This is a genomic window from Bacillus sp. REN3, assembly GCF_017912555.1.
Lineage (GTDB): Bacteria > Bacillota > Bacilli > Bacillales > Cytobacillaceae > Mesobacillus.
Map to the genome: position 1 here is coordinate 17,385 of NZ_JAERSD010000026.1, position 13,077 is coordinate 30,461.

The 13,077-nt window shown below is 32.4% G+C and carries 14 protein-coding genes; all 14 read right to left on the reverse strand.

The features are described from left to right. Nucleotides 1-32 precede the first annotated feature (32 nt). The 14 genes from JJQ88_RS17965 to JJQ88_RS18030 all read right to left on the reverse strand — a co-directional run bounded on the left by JJQ88_RS17965 (nucleotide 33) and on the right by JJQ88_RS18030 (nucleotide 13,065). A complete protein-coding gene (locus JJQ88_RS17965) occupies nucleotides 33-1,631 on the reverse strand; it encodes a phage terminase large subunit family protein (RefSeq protein WP_210367422.1) in 1,599 nt (532 codons plus the stop codon). A 49-nt stretch (nucleotides 1,632-1,680) separates the two neighbouring features. After that, nucleotides 1,681-2,076 (reverse strand): hypothetical protein, encoded by a 396-nt coding sequence (locus JJQ88_RS17970; RefSeq protein ID WP_210367423.1) that lies wholly within the window; start codon nucleotides 2,074-2,076, stop codon nucleotides 1,681-1,683. Further along, nucleotides 2,073-2,291 (reverse strand): hypothetical protein, encoded by a 219-nt coding sequence (locus JJQ88_RS17975; protein ID WP_210367424.1) that lies wholly within the window; start codon nucleotides 2,289-2,291, stop codon nucleotides 2,073-2,075. The genes JJQ88_RS17970 and JJQ88_RS17975 overlap by 4 nt, the downstream gene beginning before the upstream one ends. Before the next feature lie 224 nt (nucleotides 2,292-2,515). After that, nucleotides 2,516-3,481, reverse strand: a complete 966-nt coding sequence (locus JJQ88_RS17980; protein ID WP_210367425.1) for a hypothetical protein — start codon at nucleotides 3,479-3,481, stop codon at nucleotides 2,516-2,518. A gap of 295 nt (nucleotides 3,482-3,776) precedes the next feature. Then, nucleotides 3,777-4,712 carry a hypothetical protein gene (locus JJQ88_RS17985; RefSeq protein ID WP_210367426.1) on the reverse strand — a complete coding sequence of 312 codons (936 nt, stop codon included), beginning with the start codon at nucleotides 4,710-4,712 and terminating at the stop codon, nucleotides 3,777-3,779. A gap of 452 nt (nucleotides 4,713-5,164) precedes the next feature. Continuing rightward, nucleotides 5,165-6,034: an SU10 major capsid protein gene (locus JJQ88_RS17990; RefSeq protein ID WP_210367427.1), complete on the reverse strand. Its 870-nt coding sequence runs from the start codon at nucleotides 6,032-6,034 to the stop codon at nucleotides 5,165-5,167. Nucleotides 6,035-6,105: 71 nt separating this feature from the next. After that, the gene (locus tag JJQ88_RS17995; protein WP_210367428.1) at nucleotides 6,106-6,534 is read right to left on the reverse strand and encodes a hypothetical protein; all 429 of its coding nucleotides are present in this window, start codon (nucleotides 6,532-6,534) and stop codon (nucleotides 6,106-6,108) included. A 15-nt stretch (nucleotides 6,535-6,549) separates the two neighbouring features. Continuing rightward, the gene (locus tag JJQ88_RS18000; protein ID WP_210367429.1) at nucleotides 6,550-6,825 is read right to left on the reverse strand and encodes a hypothetical protein; all 276 of its coding nucleotides are present in this window, start codon (nucleotides 6,823-6,825) and stop codon (nucleotides 6,550-6,552) included. Beyond that, on the reverse strand, nucleotides 6,825-8,174 hold the full coding sequence (locus JJQ88_RS18005) for a M26 family metallopeptidase (RefSeq protein ID WP_210367430.1): 1,350 nt from the start codon (nucleotides 8,172-8,174) through the stop codon (nucleotides 6,825-6,827). The genes JJQ88_RS18000 and JJQ88_RS18005 overlap by 1 nt, the downstream gene beginning before the upstream one ends. Nucleotides 8,175-8,180: 6 nt before the next feature. Further along, nucleotides 8,181-8,534 (reverse strand): hypothetical protein, encoded by a 354-nt coding sequence (locus JJQ88_RS18010; RefSeq protein WP_210367431.1) that lies wholly within the window; start codon nucleotides 8,532-8,534, stop codon nucleotides 8,181-8,183. Continuing rightward, on the reverse strand, nucleotides 8,534-8,749 hold the full coding sequence (locus JJQ88_RS18015; protein WP_210367432.1) for a BhlA/UviB family holin-like peptide: 216 nt from the start codon (nucleotides 8,747-8,749) through the stop codon (nucleotides 8,534-8,536). Before JJQ88_RS18015 ends, JJQ88_RS18010 begins: the two co-directional genes overlap by 1 nt. A gap of 2,828 nt (nucleotides 8,750-11,577) precedes the next feature. Beyond that, on the reverse strand, nucleotides 11,578-11,742 hold the full coding sequence (locus tag JJQ88_RS18020) for a hypothetical protein (RefSeq protein ID WP_210367433.1): 165 nt from the start codon (nucleotides 11,740-11,742) through the stop codon (nucleotides 11,578-11,580). After that, nucleotides 11,739-12,659: a tyrosine-type recombinase/integrase gene (locus JJQ88_RS18025; RefSeq protein ID WP_210367434.1), complete on the reverse strand. Its 921-nt coding sequence runs from the start codon at nucleotides 12,657-12,659 to the stop codon at nucleotides 11,739-11,741. Before JJQ88_RS18025 ends, JJQ88_RS18020 begins: the two co-directional genes overlap by 4 nt. A gap of 190 nt (nucleotides 12,660-12,849) precedes the next feature. Further along, nucleotides 12,850-13,065: a YneF family protein gene (locus tag JJQ88_RS18030; protein WP_481748315.1), complete on the reverse strand. Its 216-nt coding sequence runs from the start codon at nucleotides 13,063-13,065 to the stop codon at nucleotides 12,850-12,852. Nucleotides 13,066-13,077 lie beyond the last annotated feature (12 nt).

Sequence of the window (13,077 nt, forward strand, 5' to 3'; positions counted from 1 at the left end):
AAAAGAGGTCTAGTTCAAAGTGAACCAAACCTCTAAATGTCTACATACCATTTTCCAACCTTGACCGCCTGAACACTTAATGCGGAAGAAATAACCAGGTCATCATGATTCTTTTCACCCTTTTTATTTCCCATTGATCCATTTGCACTTTCTACAAATAGTTGCATTTGCTGTAGAGTTTCTTTACATTCAATATTGATTAATCCTTTTTCAAAATTCTCTTTGAAGTCAGTTATAAGGACACTCTTTGACTGTGTTGTTGTGGTAAATCCTAATTGCATTTTCTTTTTACCAGTTTTTTGATCGAATAATTTTTGCTTATACAAATTAAGATAGTTATAATCCTTCCTTAACCTCTCTAAAACTGGCAAACCATAACTGTTCCTTTCGATTGCATAAAACGCATAATTGTACCATCTCCCTATACAATCAATAATCTCCGCAAATAAATACACTGGCACTTTGTCATGGTAGAAAGATAATACTTGCTGACCTTCTGAATCAAAAAGAGACAGTGTAGAATAATCTCCACCGCCCCCGCTCGCTGTATCTACACCGCCATAATATCTTTGTCCTCGTTTTGGGAAATAGAATATACTTAATCCTTTACCTATGTACTTATATAAAATTTCAGGCACATCATCTTTAACTTCGTTCTTGCTTAAAGGTGTTTTAATATTACCTAATCGACTTAATACAATGGATTGGTCAAATACACTATTACCTGTTGAAATAAATGACTCTAATATATTACTAGGATATTCCTGCTGAAACTCCTGTAAGGTCATATCAAGCAATTTATACCTTCTCCACATCAAGAAGCGTAAATTAGCCCCATTGTCATATAAAACTTTTTCATCAGGTTCTAAATCAGCAACAGATAATCGTTTACCTTTATTTGTTTCCCTGTGATACTTTTCTGCTTCATCATGGTCATGTGCAAATTGCTTTTTGTATAAATCATGATAAAAAGGAATGAACATAGTTTTATACTTTGATTCACCCTTAATGGATGCCATTGTTAATCTATAAAACATATTAGAAGTACCATTTGAGGTAGTTTCTATGGTTAATTGACTCTTTTCACCCTTCATTAATGACTGTTCAGCAGAAAGTAATTGCATTTCTTGTTTTGCAAAGAAGGAAAACTCTGACATGTGAATCCAACTATATGTACTTCCTCGACCTATACTTTTATTACTTGCGACAAGGCACGTTACCCTTGATCCATTTTCAAAAAATAATTCATCTCTATTGTCACGTCTAACATTAGGGAATACATTGGGATATTTTTCTCTGGGTAGCCAATCATTCATTGATTTTAATTTTTCAAACAGTGCCTTTGATGAATCTGATTTATATGAAACAATTAGAATATTTTCATTGTCATTTGTAACTGCTCGCCATAATGCCTTTGCAACGGAAAACGTAGAAATGCCTCCTTGTCTCGCCTTACTGACATTTACAAAACGATTTTTATTCATTAATTCTTCTAACTCTAATTGTGCCGAATTCAGTTCAAATTTTACTTTCTCACCATTATTATCAATGATGTAAATAAAGTTCTTAGCAAAAAGGGGAAATGAATCTAATACCTTTTGAAGTTTGCTTTGTTTAGTTTTAACTGCCATCTACCCACCTCCAATCCAATAAAAAAAGGAGTGCCAATTCAGACACCCCCTAACTCAAATCTAATTCGTCATCTTCTTCTAAATCTTCTTCAACCGTCTTAAAAGTTTTCGCTGCCAATTTAGCATTTTGTGTAATATCCTTCTGAATGGACAAAAATAGACGGATAAACTTTTCATCTCCGTCTTTGGCTTTATCAACTATATTTTTATAGATTATGTCATAATCATTTGCCACTTTACTATCCAGTAATAGTAAAACTAAATTCTTGTACTCTTGGCTTTTTTCCCATTTGATGAAACCATTAAGAGTTTTTAATCCAACACTTTTCAGAAAATCTTCTTCTGATTTCTTGGGTACACCTTGAACAAATCGAATATCATGTTTCCATTCAAAATACATTCTCTTTTTATTCTCGGTCTGTTTTAATGCTTCATAGATATTCATTTATTTACACCTTCCAACAGTTCAAGCATTTGATTATAACGTTCAATTTCCTCTTGCTTTGAGATTAATAATTCAGTGTTTAACTCAATTAATTTATTAACCCCAACTTGCATTTCAGAAATATGATAAAGGGATTTTTCCATTGTTTGATTGAAACTTTCAAATACATCTTTCTTGCCTGACCTCTTATTGAATAGATTAATTAATTTTTTCATGATTAAATTCCTCCTGAATTTTTATTAGAAATGGCGAAAATGAAAAAGTTATAAAATGACGGTAATTAGAATATAAGGAAATTTATTAATTGATTAATTTAAGATAATTATTAATTTAAAATTTAATTTAATAATTAATAACATATTCTCAAAGGTGAAATTTCACCTATATTAATATGTACCGTCAAAATATAACTTTTTCAAAAACACAAAGAAACTACCTATCAATAAGGTAGTTCTGCTAAATCAATATTTGCTTTTTTGCCCCATACTTTAATATATTTTTCTTCTTGTTCCTTTTGATATTCTTCAACTAACACAACTTTAATCTTTTGATATTCTTGTGGTTGGTCTGTGAAATGACGAAACTCTTTAGCATGGTATGTATTTGCTTTCCTATCATTTAGGTTCATTGCTAAACAAAAATATTTCTGATTATGTATTGCTTCAATCATTCTGTATTTTTTCAATTGGTCAAGATACCTTAATAATGTTTTCTCAGGCAATCCTGTACTATCAATCATTTTCTCGATTGAAACATCCCAACCATCTTTATGAAAGTCATTCATTCTTTTAATGTATGAGTACAAATAGAATCCAGTCGTACCAATATCATCATTATTCATACAATACATAAACACTTCAAAAGGAATACAGTGTGTATTGGAAATTTCAAAGAATGTACCTTCATCTTCTTTTTCATTTCTATAGAATGCTTTGACCGGAAACTTAATATTATACTTCCTAGGAATTTGATATGTTTGTAGAATTTCCCCTTTTGTCAACAAATGACTATTTTTCATTTCTTCCTCAATTGTTTCCTGTAATGTTGTGAATGTTAATCCTTCAAACTTATCAAAATTCCAATGTAATGGAATGTCATTTGTTGTCATAGTGTATTCCAATTGATCCAGTAAGCCATTTTTCTTAATGAGGTAATCCAATCCTTTTGTTTTAGCATTGTAACCTAGAATTTCCTTGATATGCTCATTGGTAATAATCGACTTACTGTTTAGATATTTAGCATACCTATACAGCCAATGTACAAGGTAAATATATGAATAGGCAAATGTAAGGTGAGGACTATTCTTAATAGCCCCTTTCAAATCATCGAATATTTCATTTGGCATGTAGATTTTTGATTCTTTATCAGTGTATTGTAGTAGTTCCTTGATTTCCTCGAATTTCATTTTGTTACCTCCGAATTTTTATTAGAATTTTTATAGAGTTTCTTATCTTGCTTTGTATTCGTCTAGTGCCTTCTGCAACGTTTCATCAATTGGATATAGTGAGAAAACTTTCTTAGTTTTCAAATCCTGTGCCACTGTGATAAAAGAAATCCCCTGATTCCGCAGAAAATCAGAAAGGGATTTATTGTAACAGAAAAAATATTTCATTGAATTTGTCCTCCCTTGGTATATATATTAAGTTGTAATAGTTCCGTCAACGAAAAATAGAAAAAAGAGGAACATTTTTTGCCCCTCTTTAAGCCAATTTTTCTAATGTAGTTAGTTCAACTTTATTTCGGTATGTATAAGCCAGTGATAAGATATTTTTCTTATCCAGTGTATTAAGATTGATTTCATGTAATTCTTTTGACTGCCTATGTAACTCTCTTGCCAATTTGAATTCACCTTGTGGAAGAATGATAGGAAAATCTAAATGCTTTTCAATGAATGGAATATCAAGTAAATTCCCATCACGAAACCATTTACCTGTAACTGCACTCTTTTTCCACGGTCTTTCATTGACAATATAACCTTGCTTATTCATCTCAATTTTAGAATCAAGACCTATTTTTCTCATGAAGTCATACATTTCATTTATTGAGTATTTGTCTAATAGGTCAATCATCCAAGTAAGACCTAAATCTTCTAGGTATTGGTTATGTATTGCTTTGTATTGAGTTGAATAATGTCCTTTAAATGCAACATCAATACATGCTAAAATAAGCCCTCCTTCAATTGTAGGGGGCTGTTTACCTTCCATATAGTAGGCATACATTTGTAAAACTGTACTACCTGCATACTTTTGATTATAGGTACTTAGGTTAATTCCATTGAAAGTATTGATATTTGCCATTTTACTGTTGCCAATGTCGGCAGCGTTGGATAAATTAACGTGATTATCAAAACACCTGAAACCATCTTGCACTAATGACATATCAATACCAACAAATTTCTTATCTAAATCCCTATCATCTGAATAGTAAAGATTCTTGAAGTTGTAAAATCCTCCTATTTCCACACCTGAAACATGTGAATACAAGGAAGCCCCAATTAATGAATCGTTATCGTCACCTAGACAACTTTCAAATTTATCTTTATTTGGATTAACTACAAAATCTAAACTATCAAATTTAACTTTTAATTCTTTTTTCATACTATCAGTGAAAGAGAAAATTCTCCCACTATTCCTCATTGGTAAAGCCCTCATGACAACAATTATTTAGTCGTCAATAACCTCTATCCCTCAAATTTCAAGAGATAGATTCCTCCTTTTAATCCTCATAAATAAATTTGCGTCTGTACGCAGTTATGATTAAAAAGAGGAATGTGGTTATGACGAATCTTTTGTACCTCTTGTCACTTTTTCACCTCCGCTTTCTGCTGATTATTTTTTAGAATTATTTATTGTCTATGTATTCTCTATATCTTTGAATCTTTTCTTTTGCCATTCCACAATTGCCAGTTTCAAATCGTGAAATTAGTGATTGACTGCAATTCATATAAACTGCTAATTCGATATGTGTAATTTTCTTCCGTCTGCGTTTTAGCAGGTATTCCTCCCTTTTATTCATCCTTTTTACTCCTTGATTAAATTAAAGAACGCTCCTTCAATAAGAAGGAACGTTCCTGATATGTATTTAGTTATTAAGCAACAGTTACTACTGCAATACCTTTCTTTGATCCAATTTTAAGAGTGGCTTCTCCAATTACTTGTCCTTTTACGTTATCCCCGGTTTTCGCTAAAGGTTCGAAGTGTGGCTCACGAAGGTAAACAAGGTCAACATAGTTGTCGTTAAATACAACCATTTTGTTTGCAGGAACATGCTTAGAAAGTACGATATTCAATGTGCCATAATTTGTATTGATAGATTCAACAATCAATCCAAAATTTGTAGTTACATGATTGTAACCATATTTATCCTTGTAGATTGCGTCAATTTGCTCCTTAATGTCAGCATTAACAAAAGCATATACATTTCCTTCTGCTAAATCTTGATTCCATAGTTTACGCATAACTTCTTTAACTGTGTCCTCTGAAACAGCACCAGTAGCAGATACAGCGTTTGAAGCGTCTGCCATCTCAATTAGACCTGACAATTGACGTTTAAATGGAGCAACAGAACCGTCTTTTTTGATACCGTTGATGAATTTCTTCTCCATGTTAATTTTCAATTCAAGAAGGCGGTCATTAATCTCTTGTGTGAATTGTGCAGATTGCATAGCCAGTGCCGTACCTGAAACGCTCGCACCCTTCTTAAAAATTTCCAAAATGTTATTCAATTCTGCTCTTGCAGATTCAAAGAATACAGTAGTATCTTCACCTTCAACCGCTGAAATATCATCAGTATTATCAAGTGTCTTTTCTCTCCATGTGTAAACTGTAGCAAGTGCCTTTTCGATATTACCTTTTGCCATCAACATAGATGTAAGAGGTGTTGCCGAAATGCCCAAAATTGCGATTTCCTTGCTTAGTGAAATTTGTTCAGCATTAGTAAAGTTAGTAGATTTAAACATAAATAATCATTCTCCTTTAAAGTTAGTTTTTAATATATAAAAAGCACCCTGACATTTTGCCAAAGTGCTAGTTACCCAAATAGTTTTGCAAATTTTGCTGAAAGCATACCATTTACATCTTTTTTCTGTTCTGCGACACTATAAGCGTCTGTTTTACTATGGTCAGTAGGTACATATCCCATTGACACTTTAATTTCATTCAATAGACCTTGAAACTTTTCAATTTGTGGCTGTAAATCCTCAATCTTTTCTACCTTGAAAAATTCAGCAAACTTATCAAGTCCTGCTGTTTTTAATTCAAGTGATACTTCTTTTTGAAATAACTCTTGTTCCTTAGTTTGGATTGCCTTTTCTTCATCAGATAAATCTTTCGGTTTGAATTGCAATAGTTCATCCCTTTCACTTTGGATAGGGTTTAACACCTCTGTTTCCCATTGTGCCTTGGCTGTTGCTAATTGTTCATCTAACTGTTCCTGGGTAAAACTAATTTCTTCTGACATTTTCCTACCTCCTGATTAAATAAATTTGACTGCTACCTTTCCTCTACTAAGGATAGGTTTGTTACTATAACTGCCGACAAACTCGAAAATAAATTCGTTCAATTCATCGGCAGGCACATAGTCATAAAAATAGACACCGACTGATTCTTTGTCGCTGTCTGTAATGGCTATTTGTTCAATTTGTGTTTTATCAGTTTTATAAATGGTCAACTTAATATCTGTTGGATCAACTGACTGACCTGTAAATGTTTTAAAATGAACTTTTAACCTAACTGTATCCCCTTGATACATTATTTATTCACCTCCACATGGGAAGGATTGATAATCATGGCTGAATGGCTCTGATTATTGTTTATTATTGATTCTGACGTGTTTATTACCTTCTGAATACTAGACATACCCTCATTGATAGACACGCTAGAATCGTTTAATAAGACGCTTATAGAAGCGGTTATTTGTTTGTTGAGAATTGGATAGATGACATTTACATTAGAATAGATTGGTTGAATAAAGGATAGTAATTCATTTACCTTTTTTGATTCTCTATTTATAAATGATTCTATTGGTTGAATGTGAGTATTAACATTCGCAATCCTGCTTCTAACTGTCCTAGCGTTCCTTGTGGCTGTCGTTTCAATATTCGATAGATAGCCCTCAACTATTCTTTTCGTTGCAGTATGACGTTCAGAAGCGGTAATAAATTGATTTAAATGTGTATGTAACTCTTTGAATGACTTCTTATTCTTTTGAAGATTAGAATCTAAATTAGCAACATATGAATTTACTGAAATAGTTTCTTTTTTAGCAACAATAGGCACACCAAATACTCTTAATGTTGGATAGTTACTATTAATTGCCCAAGTGTTAGAAAAATCCCAACCTGTGTATGTTGATTGAGTTTTCATTTCTGCTGTTGATTTACCTAATAGACCTGTAACATTTGTTGAAGGAGGACTTGAGATTTTTGCTATACTTGGTTGTCCGCTTGTTTGAGTATCCCAAAAACAATTATTAAAGACCACATCTGTATTATTACGGACATATCCAACAAATCCGCTAATTCCATCCCAAGGTGAAGATTGAGTATAATCAACAAAACCACTAGAATAGCAATTTTTCACAGTAGTTAAACTATCTGCTGTTCCTAAGAATCCTCCACCATAATAATTAGTATTTAAATTCATATTGATATTGGCATATGAATCTTCAATATTGGTTTCAAGTGCCTTCCCTATTAACCCACCTGATTCATCTTGTGAAGTAATACTTCCACCATTGACATAGCAATTTTTAATAGTGGCTTGATAGGTATAACCGATTAAAGCACTTGCAAAACGACAATTAGAACCATTTACAGTTACATTCTCTAAACCTACATTTTGAATAGTTCCATAAAAGAATTGTCCAAATAAGCCCAAGTACATTCCTGTTGATTTGTTTATTGTTAAGTTTTTTATCTTAAAACCTTTACCATCTAAATTACCTGTAAATCCACTTATCCAATTTACATTGTCATAATAAGAAATAGGTGTCCAATTTCCCCAACTGGACATATCAATATCATTGGTTAATTCATAATCTGCTGTAAGATTATTTCTGATATTATCTAGGTCTTGGGGTGTGCTTATTAAAATAGGCATTTATCTTCACACTACTTTCGGCACTTCAATTAAATGAATCACCGTCAATTCGTCTTGATCTCCCTCAATTGTAAATGGTGTAAATGATTCTGTACTTAATAGATTACCACCTGTTGCAACATTGAATATTACTGATTTTGCAAATGTCTTAGGTACAGTAATATCTGAATCTGAACCTTTAATGATAACTTGTAATTTTAATGTTTGTTCCCCTACTGAATGTGTCCAAGTTACTCGACTATCATAAACAGATAATCTTACAATTGCAACTCCTGTATCATCTTGTAACTCAATATACTTCCAATTGGCTTGAATGTAATCCCTTAAATTCTGGTATGCTGCCTGTGTTATTTCAGCCATTATTTGACCTCCTTCAAATTCTGAATTTGTGTTTCTAAGCGTTCTAATGATTGGACAATTTTGTCCTGTGCCTCATTTTGCTTGTCAATTTGTGCTGTGAGTTTATCTTCTCTTGTTTTGGCTTCTTTGCGTGTGTCAAAAAGCAACCAAACGAAGAGTAAAGCGAAGATTCCCTGTTGGGCAAATTGATCCAATGGAATTGCGGATAAATCCATGTCAACACCTCCCTTAATAATTGTTGCGATTTAATAATAAATATGAGAAAAAATTTTAAAATCCATAAAAAATAGGAGTAGCCCAAAAAAAGGACTACTCGCAGAAAGTGGAAGTCAAAAAGTGATTTTGACTTTGGAGGATTAATATAATGCACTTGATACTTGAAGGGAATACCCTTCATTCATTGTCATATTGAAATGGCAATCAATGAAATGTATTTTTCTATCATAGTAACAAGAAAATTAAAAAGTTATGTATTACTTGCAGAAGTAGGGCTTGATAGCGTTTTCTATTTCGTCATTTTACGCTTTAAGTAGTTTTCTTGTCTGATTTTGTGATTTTCTTTTTGTAGTATCTCAAGGACTTTTCTCTGTTTTGCTCATCTCTAATGGTGGTTATGTTAGTTTTTATGGTTTTCACCTCTTCCCTAAAAGACGATTAACTACCTTCCCAATTGTCGATTTTCAAAACCTAGTAATAGTAAGGGGTGAAGGGCTTTTTGAGTGAACAATTTTGCTGTTTTTTGATGTTTTTAATGTTCTATTTTCCTAACATTTCACCTCTTCCCTTATAGACGATTAACGGAATTACAGATAAATGCTGAAAAACATTGCCATATCAACATCTAAACAAGATGCCTTTTAAATAGACATGTTCTATTTCAAACATTTTGCTTTTTTCTTCTGTTTTTTATGCTCTATTCTCCTAAGATTTCATATGCTCCCTTATAGACGATTATCTAAAAAATGAAAAAAGTGCTAGAAACATAGACACAGCAATGATTTGAGAATCCAACTTATTTTTTTGAGTGCTGAATACCCTTAACATCTAAATAAAACCGTTATTTTACTGTGCTATCCACCCTGAGAAATAAAGGTCTAATTTTCTATTTGGGTTTTTCATTTTATCCACCTATATCCACTCTGAGAAATACCATTCTAATTGATTAGGTTTTCCTATTTTGATACCACCTGTTTCCACTCTGAGAAATAAATGTGTAAGTTCGGACAAAAAGTTATCTGGAATGTAGTTTGTCTATGTGTATCCGACTCTGATAAATACCATTCTGCTTTATTAACATTTTTGTTCACTTATACCTATCCTGATAAATAAGCCCTAATTGTCCATGTATACCTATGCTGATAAATACCATCCTATTTTATAACAATACTTCTACCATAAGTACAAAAATACCAAAATTTCTTCTATCCCAACTGGCACAAGGGATACAGGTTTTTTCTATTTGTACACGCTACTTCATCCATAAGTACAAAAAGTACATTTTGCTTATGAATCCAGTATTGGTAATTGATCTAGCGTTTTTCTAAACTTCTAGCACTTCATCCACAAGTACAAATTATCAAAAGTTTTGTCAATGTTATATAGGATAAGGGTTTTAGCGTTTTAAAACTTTCTCGCTATTCCTTCCAATAGTCGATTTTCAAAACACTGTAATAGCATAGGTTTGAAGATGTTTTTGATTCCTTTTTTTAGTCATTTTTTCACTTTTTACTCCTTAAAAGAGGATTCATAGTAATTCACAAAACCACACTTAAATCGTTTATATATAAGCAATCTCAAACAATCAACAAATAATACAATATCTTAAAATGGCATTTAACCTTGTCGTTAAGGGAATTATTCTTTTTTATTTCCGTTCACACCTATCCTGATAAATACCGATTGTTGTTCTTATTAAATGCTCCTTAAACGGGGATTCATCAAAATCACGCTTCATTCTTACTGGCTCTAAGAATTGTTTGACATGGTGTGTTACAAAGTTACCCTTACATGGCTTAACAATGCCTATTTGGCAAGGTTTCTATATCGTAACAAACTTCTAGTCAAACTTGGACATTATATTTTTCTTCCTTTAGGGTTTATCCAATAAAAACCGTTAGAAACGTTGATATATCAATGTTTATTAGTTTATTTAAATTTAAAATTTTCGAGAAACGTTGATGTATCAAGTTTTTTTCCGTTTCATTTTTCTCGCCAAACTTGGACATTATATTTTTCTTCCTTTAGGGTTTATCCAACAAAAACCGCTATGAACGTTGATATATCAATGTTTATTAGGGTATTTACATTTTAAAATTATTACAAAACGCATATATATCAACGGTTTGGACAATTTCTATTTCAAAAATTTAGCATATACCCTCATTTATTTTTTATAACGTTTCAGGCATACCCCTCCATTAAAGGTCTTTATCTCCAATTATTCCAAAATGTCCATTTAATCTTACAGTATCAAGGGTTACAAGTCATTTTCGTTTAAAAATGTCACGTTAAAAACTTCATTCTTCATTTTTCTTCCTTTGTAGACGTTTATCTCCTTTGCACTCAATCGCTTGTGGCTGTAAGGGTAGACGGTTATTAGGAATAATTAACGATTATTTAATGTGGTAAGAATGTAGGATTATCAAGATTTTAAACTATCTTAAACTGGTAAAGTTTTTCTCGCTGTTTATACACGCAAACCTTTTTCTTCCTTTGTAGAATATTATCTAAATAATAGTCAAATCCTTATGGTAGTAAGGTCGAATAGGTTATTAAGATAATTAACGATTTGCTAACGTGATTAAAGTGCTGATTTATCAAGTGTTTAAACTGTCTTATTTTTATAACCAATTGTCCACGCTTTTTATTTTTCTTCCTTTAACGGACATTATCTAAAATCGGATTCAAATCCATATGGTTATAAGGGTTAAGGTAATTAATCGGTTTCAAATAATTATCAAATATATTTAAACTGTTGATTTATCAAGGGTTCAAACTTCTAGTGATTATACACGCAAAATAAAAAACAGGGATTGCTCCCTGCTTAATTTCGTTCCTTATTGATACGTTCATGTAATTTTCTTTTTAATTCAAGTATTTCATCTTGCTTTGAGTAATCTCGCCTTTTTGAATAATCAGCAACTACACCAGTGTAATAAGCAATTGCTTCTGGAAGTGTTTTGAATGAGTTAATATCTTTGAAGGTCATTTCTTCCCACTCCCTAAATTCATCAATGGACTACAAGCAATGGCTTTCTCTAAAAGTTGGTCATTACCTAGTGACTGTAAATACCTTTGAGTAGTGCCAATATCCGAATGTCCTAATAGGCGGGATAATGAGTATATGTCCATTTGTCCTGATACCAAACTTTGGACTGCATAGAAATGGCGAAAAGTATGTGGGCTAACCCTTTTATCTTCAACTCCTGCCCTTTTACCTGCTTCTTTAATGACATTATATAATCCAACGTGAGATATTCCTGTTCCAAAGTAAGTTAAAAAGTAATTGTCATCCCTCATGGATATATCCTTGAAGTATTCTTTTTTCAATCTGTCATATTTTATTAGGATTTTCTTCAATGCAGGGCTAATATAAACTATCCGTTCCTTATTGCCTTTTCCATAAACTAAAATACTTGTTTCCTGAATGTTACTTGCCTTTAGTCCTCTAATTTCCATTGCCCTAAGTCCACAATCAGCCATCATAGCGATCATGGCTTTATTTCTCACGTCAATGTAAGTTTTTGTTGAAAAAGCGTCTATCATCCTTTGTACCTCAATGGGAGTAAAGCCCTTCAATACCTTTTTTGGCACTTTGGGAGTTTCAACTTTCTTCATTGGATTCTCTTGTAAATATTCTTCCTTCACACACCAATTGAAGAAGGCAGATACCATTTTATACATAGAAACTATACTTTGAGGTTGAAGTCCTGAATTTTGCTTGTCACGGATATACGCTTTTAAATCAAAAACAGTGACACTTTCCAATTCAGTAATTGCCCTTTTCTCCATTAGAAAAGATTTAACCTGTTTCAATTCTTGACGCTTGTTAATCATGGTCTTTTTCGTGAATCCTTTGGCTAAACAGTGGTAAAAATATTCTTCCATTACATCTTCCAACAACATAAAAAAGCCACCTCTCTGCTTAATCATTCGCAGTAAAAGTGGCTTTTCGTTTCGGGATATGAAAGATTAACCAAATTGGACAAAAATTCTAATGAAAGATTCACTCTGAAAGTAAATTTTCATTTAACTTTTGTCCAATTAGATTTAATAATCACCGTCAAACCCTTATTTGATAAGGTTTTCAACCAAATTATTTGCCTTGTTGTTTGTTCATGGCTTGCATCATTTGGTTGATCTTCTTCTGGGATGGTTTCATTCCCATCTGCATCATCATCATTTTAAGCATTTGTTCATTGATTGGCGGATTTTTCTTCAGATAGCTCTCCATGTATTTCCGAGCAATGAAAAATCCTAGCGCTACACCAGCTACTAATGCCAGTATACCGACTAGAATCAGCTGCCACATAAAAACTTCCTC

Bases quoted from the DNA above. Each gene is read 5' to 3' on its own strand.
- JJQ88_RS17965 (WP_210367422.1), bottom strand. From the start codon at position 1,631: ATGGCAGTTAAAACTAAACAAAGCAAACTTCAAAAGGTATTAGATTCA.
- JJQ88_RS17970 (WP_210367423.1), bottom strand. From the start codon at position 2,076: ATGAATATCTATGAAGCATTAAAACAGACCGAGAATAAAAAGAGAATG.
- JJQ88_RS17975 (WP_210367424.1), bottom strand. From the start codon at position 2,291: ATGAAAAAATTAATTAATCTATTCAATAAGAGGTCAGGCAAGAAAGAT.
- JJQ88_RS17980 (WP_210367425.1), bottom strand. From the start codon at position 3,481: ATGAAATTCGAGGAAATCAAGGAACTACTACAATACACTGATAAAGAA.
- JJQ88_RS17985 (WP_210367426.1), bottom strand. From the start codon at position 4,712: ATGAGGAATAGTGGGAGAATTTTCTCTTTCACTGATAGTATGAAAAAA.
- JJQ88_RS17990 (WP_210367427.1), bottom strand. From the start codon at position 6,034: ATGTTTAAATCTACTAACTTTACTAATGCTGAACAAATTTCACTAAGC.
- JJQ88_RS17995 (WP_210367428.1), bottom strand. From the start codon at position 6,534: ATGTCAGAAGAAATTAGTTTTACCCAGGAACAGTTAGATGAACAATTA.
- JJQ88_RS18000 (WP_210367429.1), bottom strand. From the start codon at position 6,825: ATGTATCAAGGGGATACAGTTAGGTTAAAAGTTCATTTTAAAACATTT.
- JJQ88_RS18005 (WP_210367430.1), bottom strand. From the start codon at position 8,174: ATGCCTATTTTAATAAGCACACCCCAAGACCTAGATAATATCAGAAAT.
- JJQ88_RS18010 (WP_210367431.1), bottom strand. From the start codon at position 8,534: ATGGCTGAAATAACACAGGCAGCATACCAGAATTTAAGGGATTACATT.
- JJQ88_RS18015 (WP_210367432.1), bottom strand. From the start codon at position 8,749: ATGGATTTATCCGCAATTCCATTGGATCAATTTGCCCAACAGGGAATC.
- JJQ88_RS18020 (WP_210367433.1), bottom strand. From the start codon at position 11,742: ATGACCTTCAAAGATATTAACTCATTCAAAACACTTCCAGAAGCAATT.
- JJQ88_RS18025 (WP_210367434.1), bottom strand. From the start codon at position 12,659: ATGTTGTTGGAAGATGTAATGGAAGAATATTTTTACCACTGTTTAGCC.
- JJQ88_RS18030 (WP_481748315.1), bottom strand. From the start codon at position 13,065: ATGTGGCAGCTGATTCTAGTCGGTATACTGGCATTAGTAGCTGGTGTA.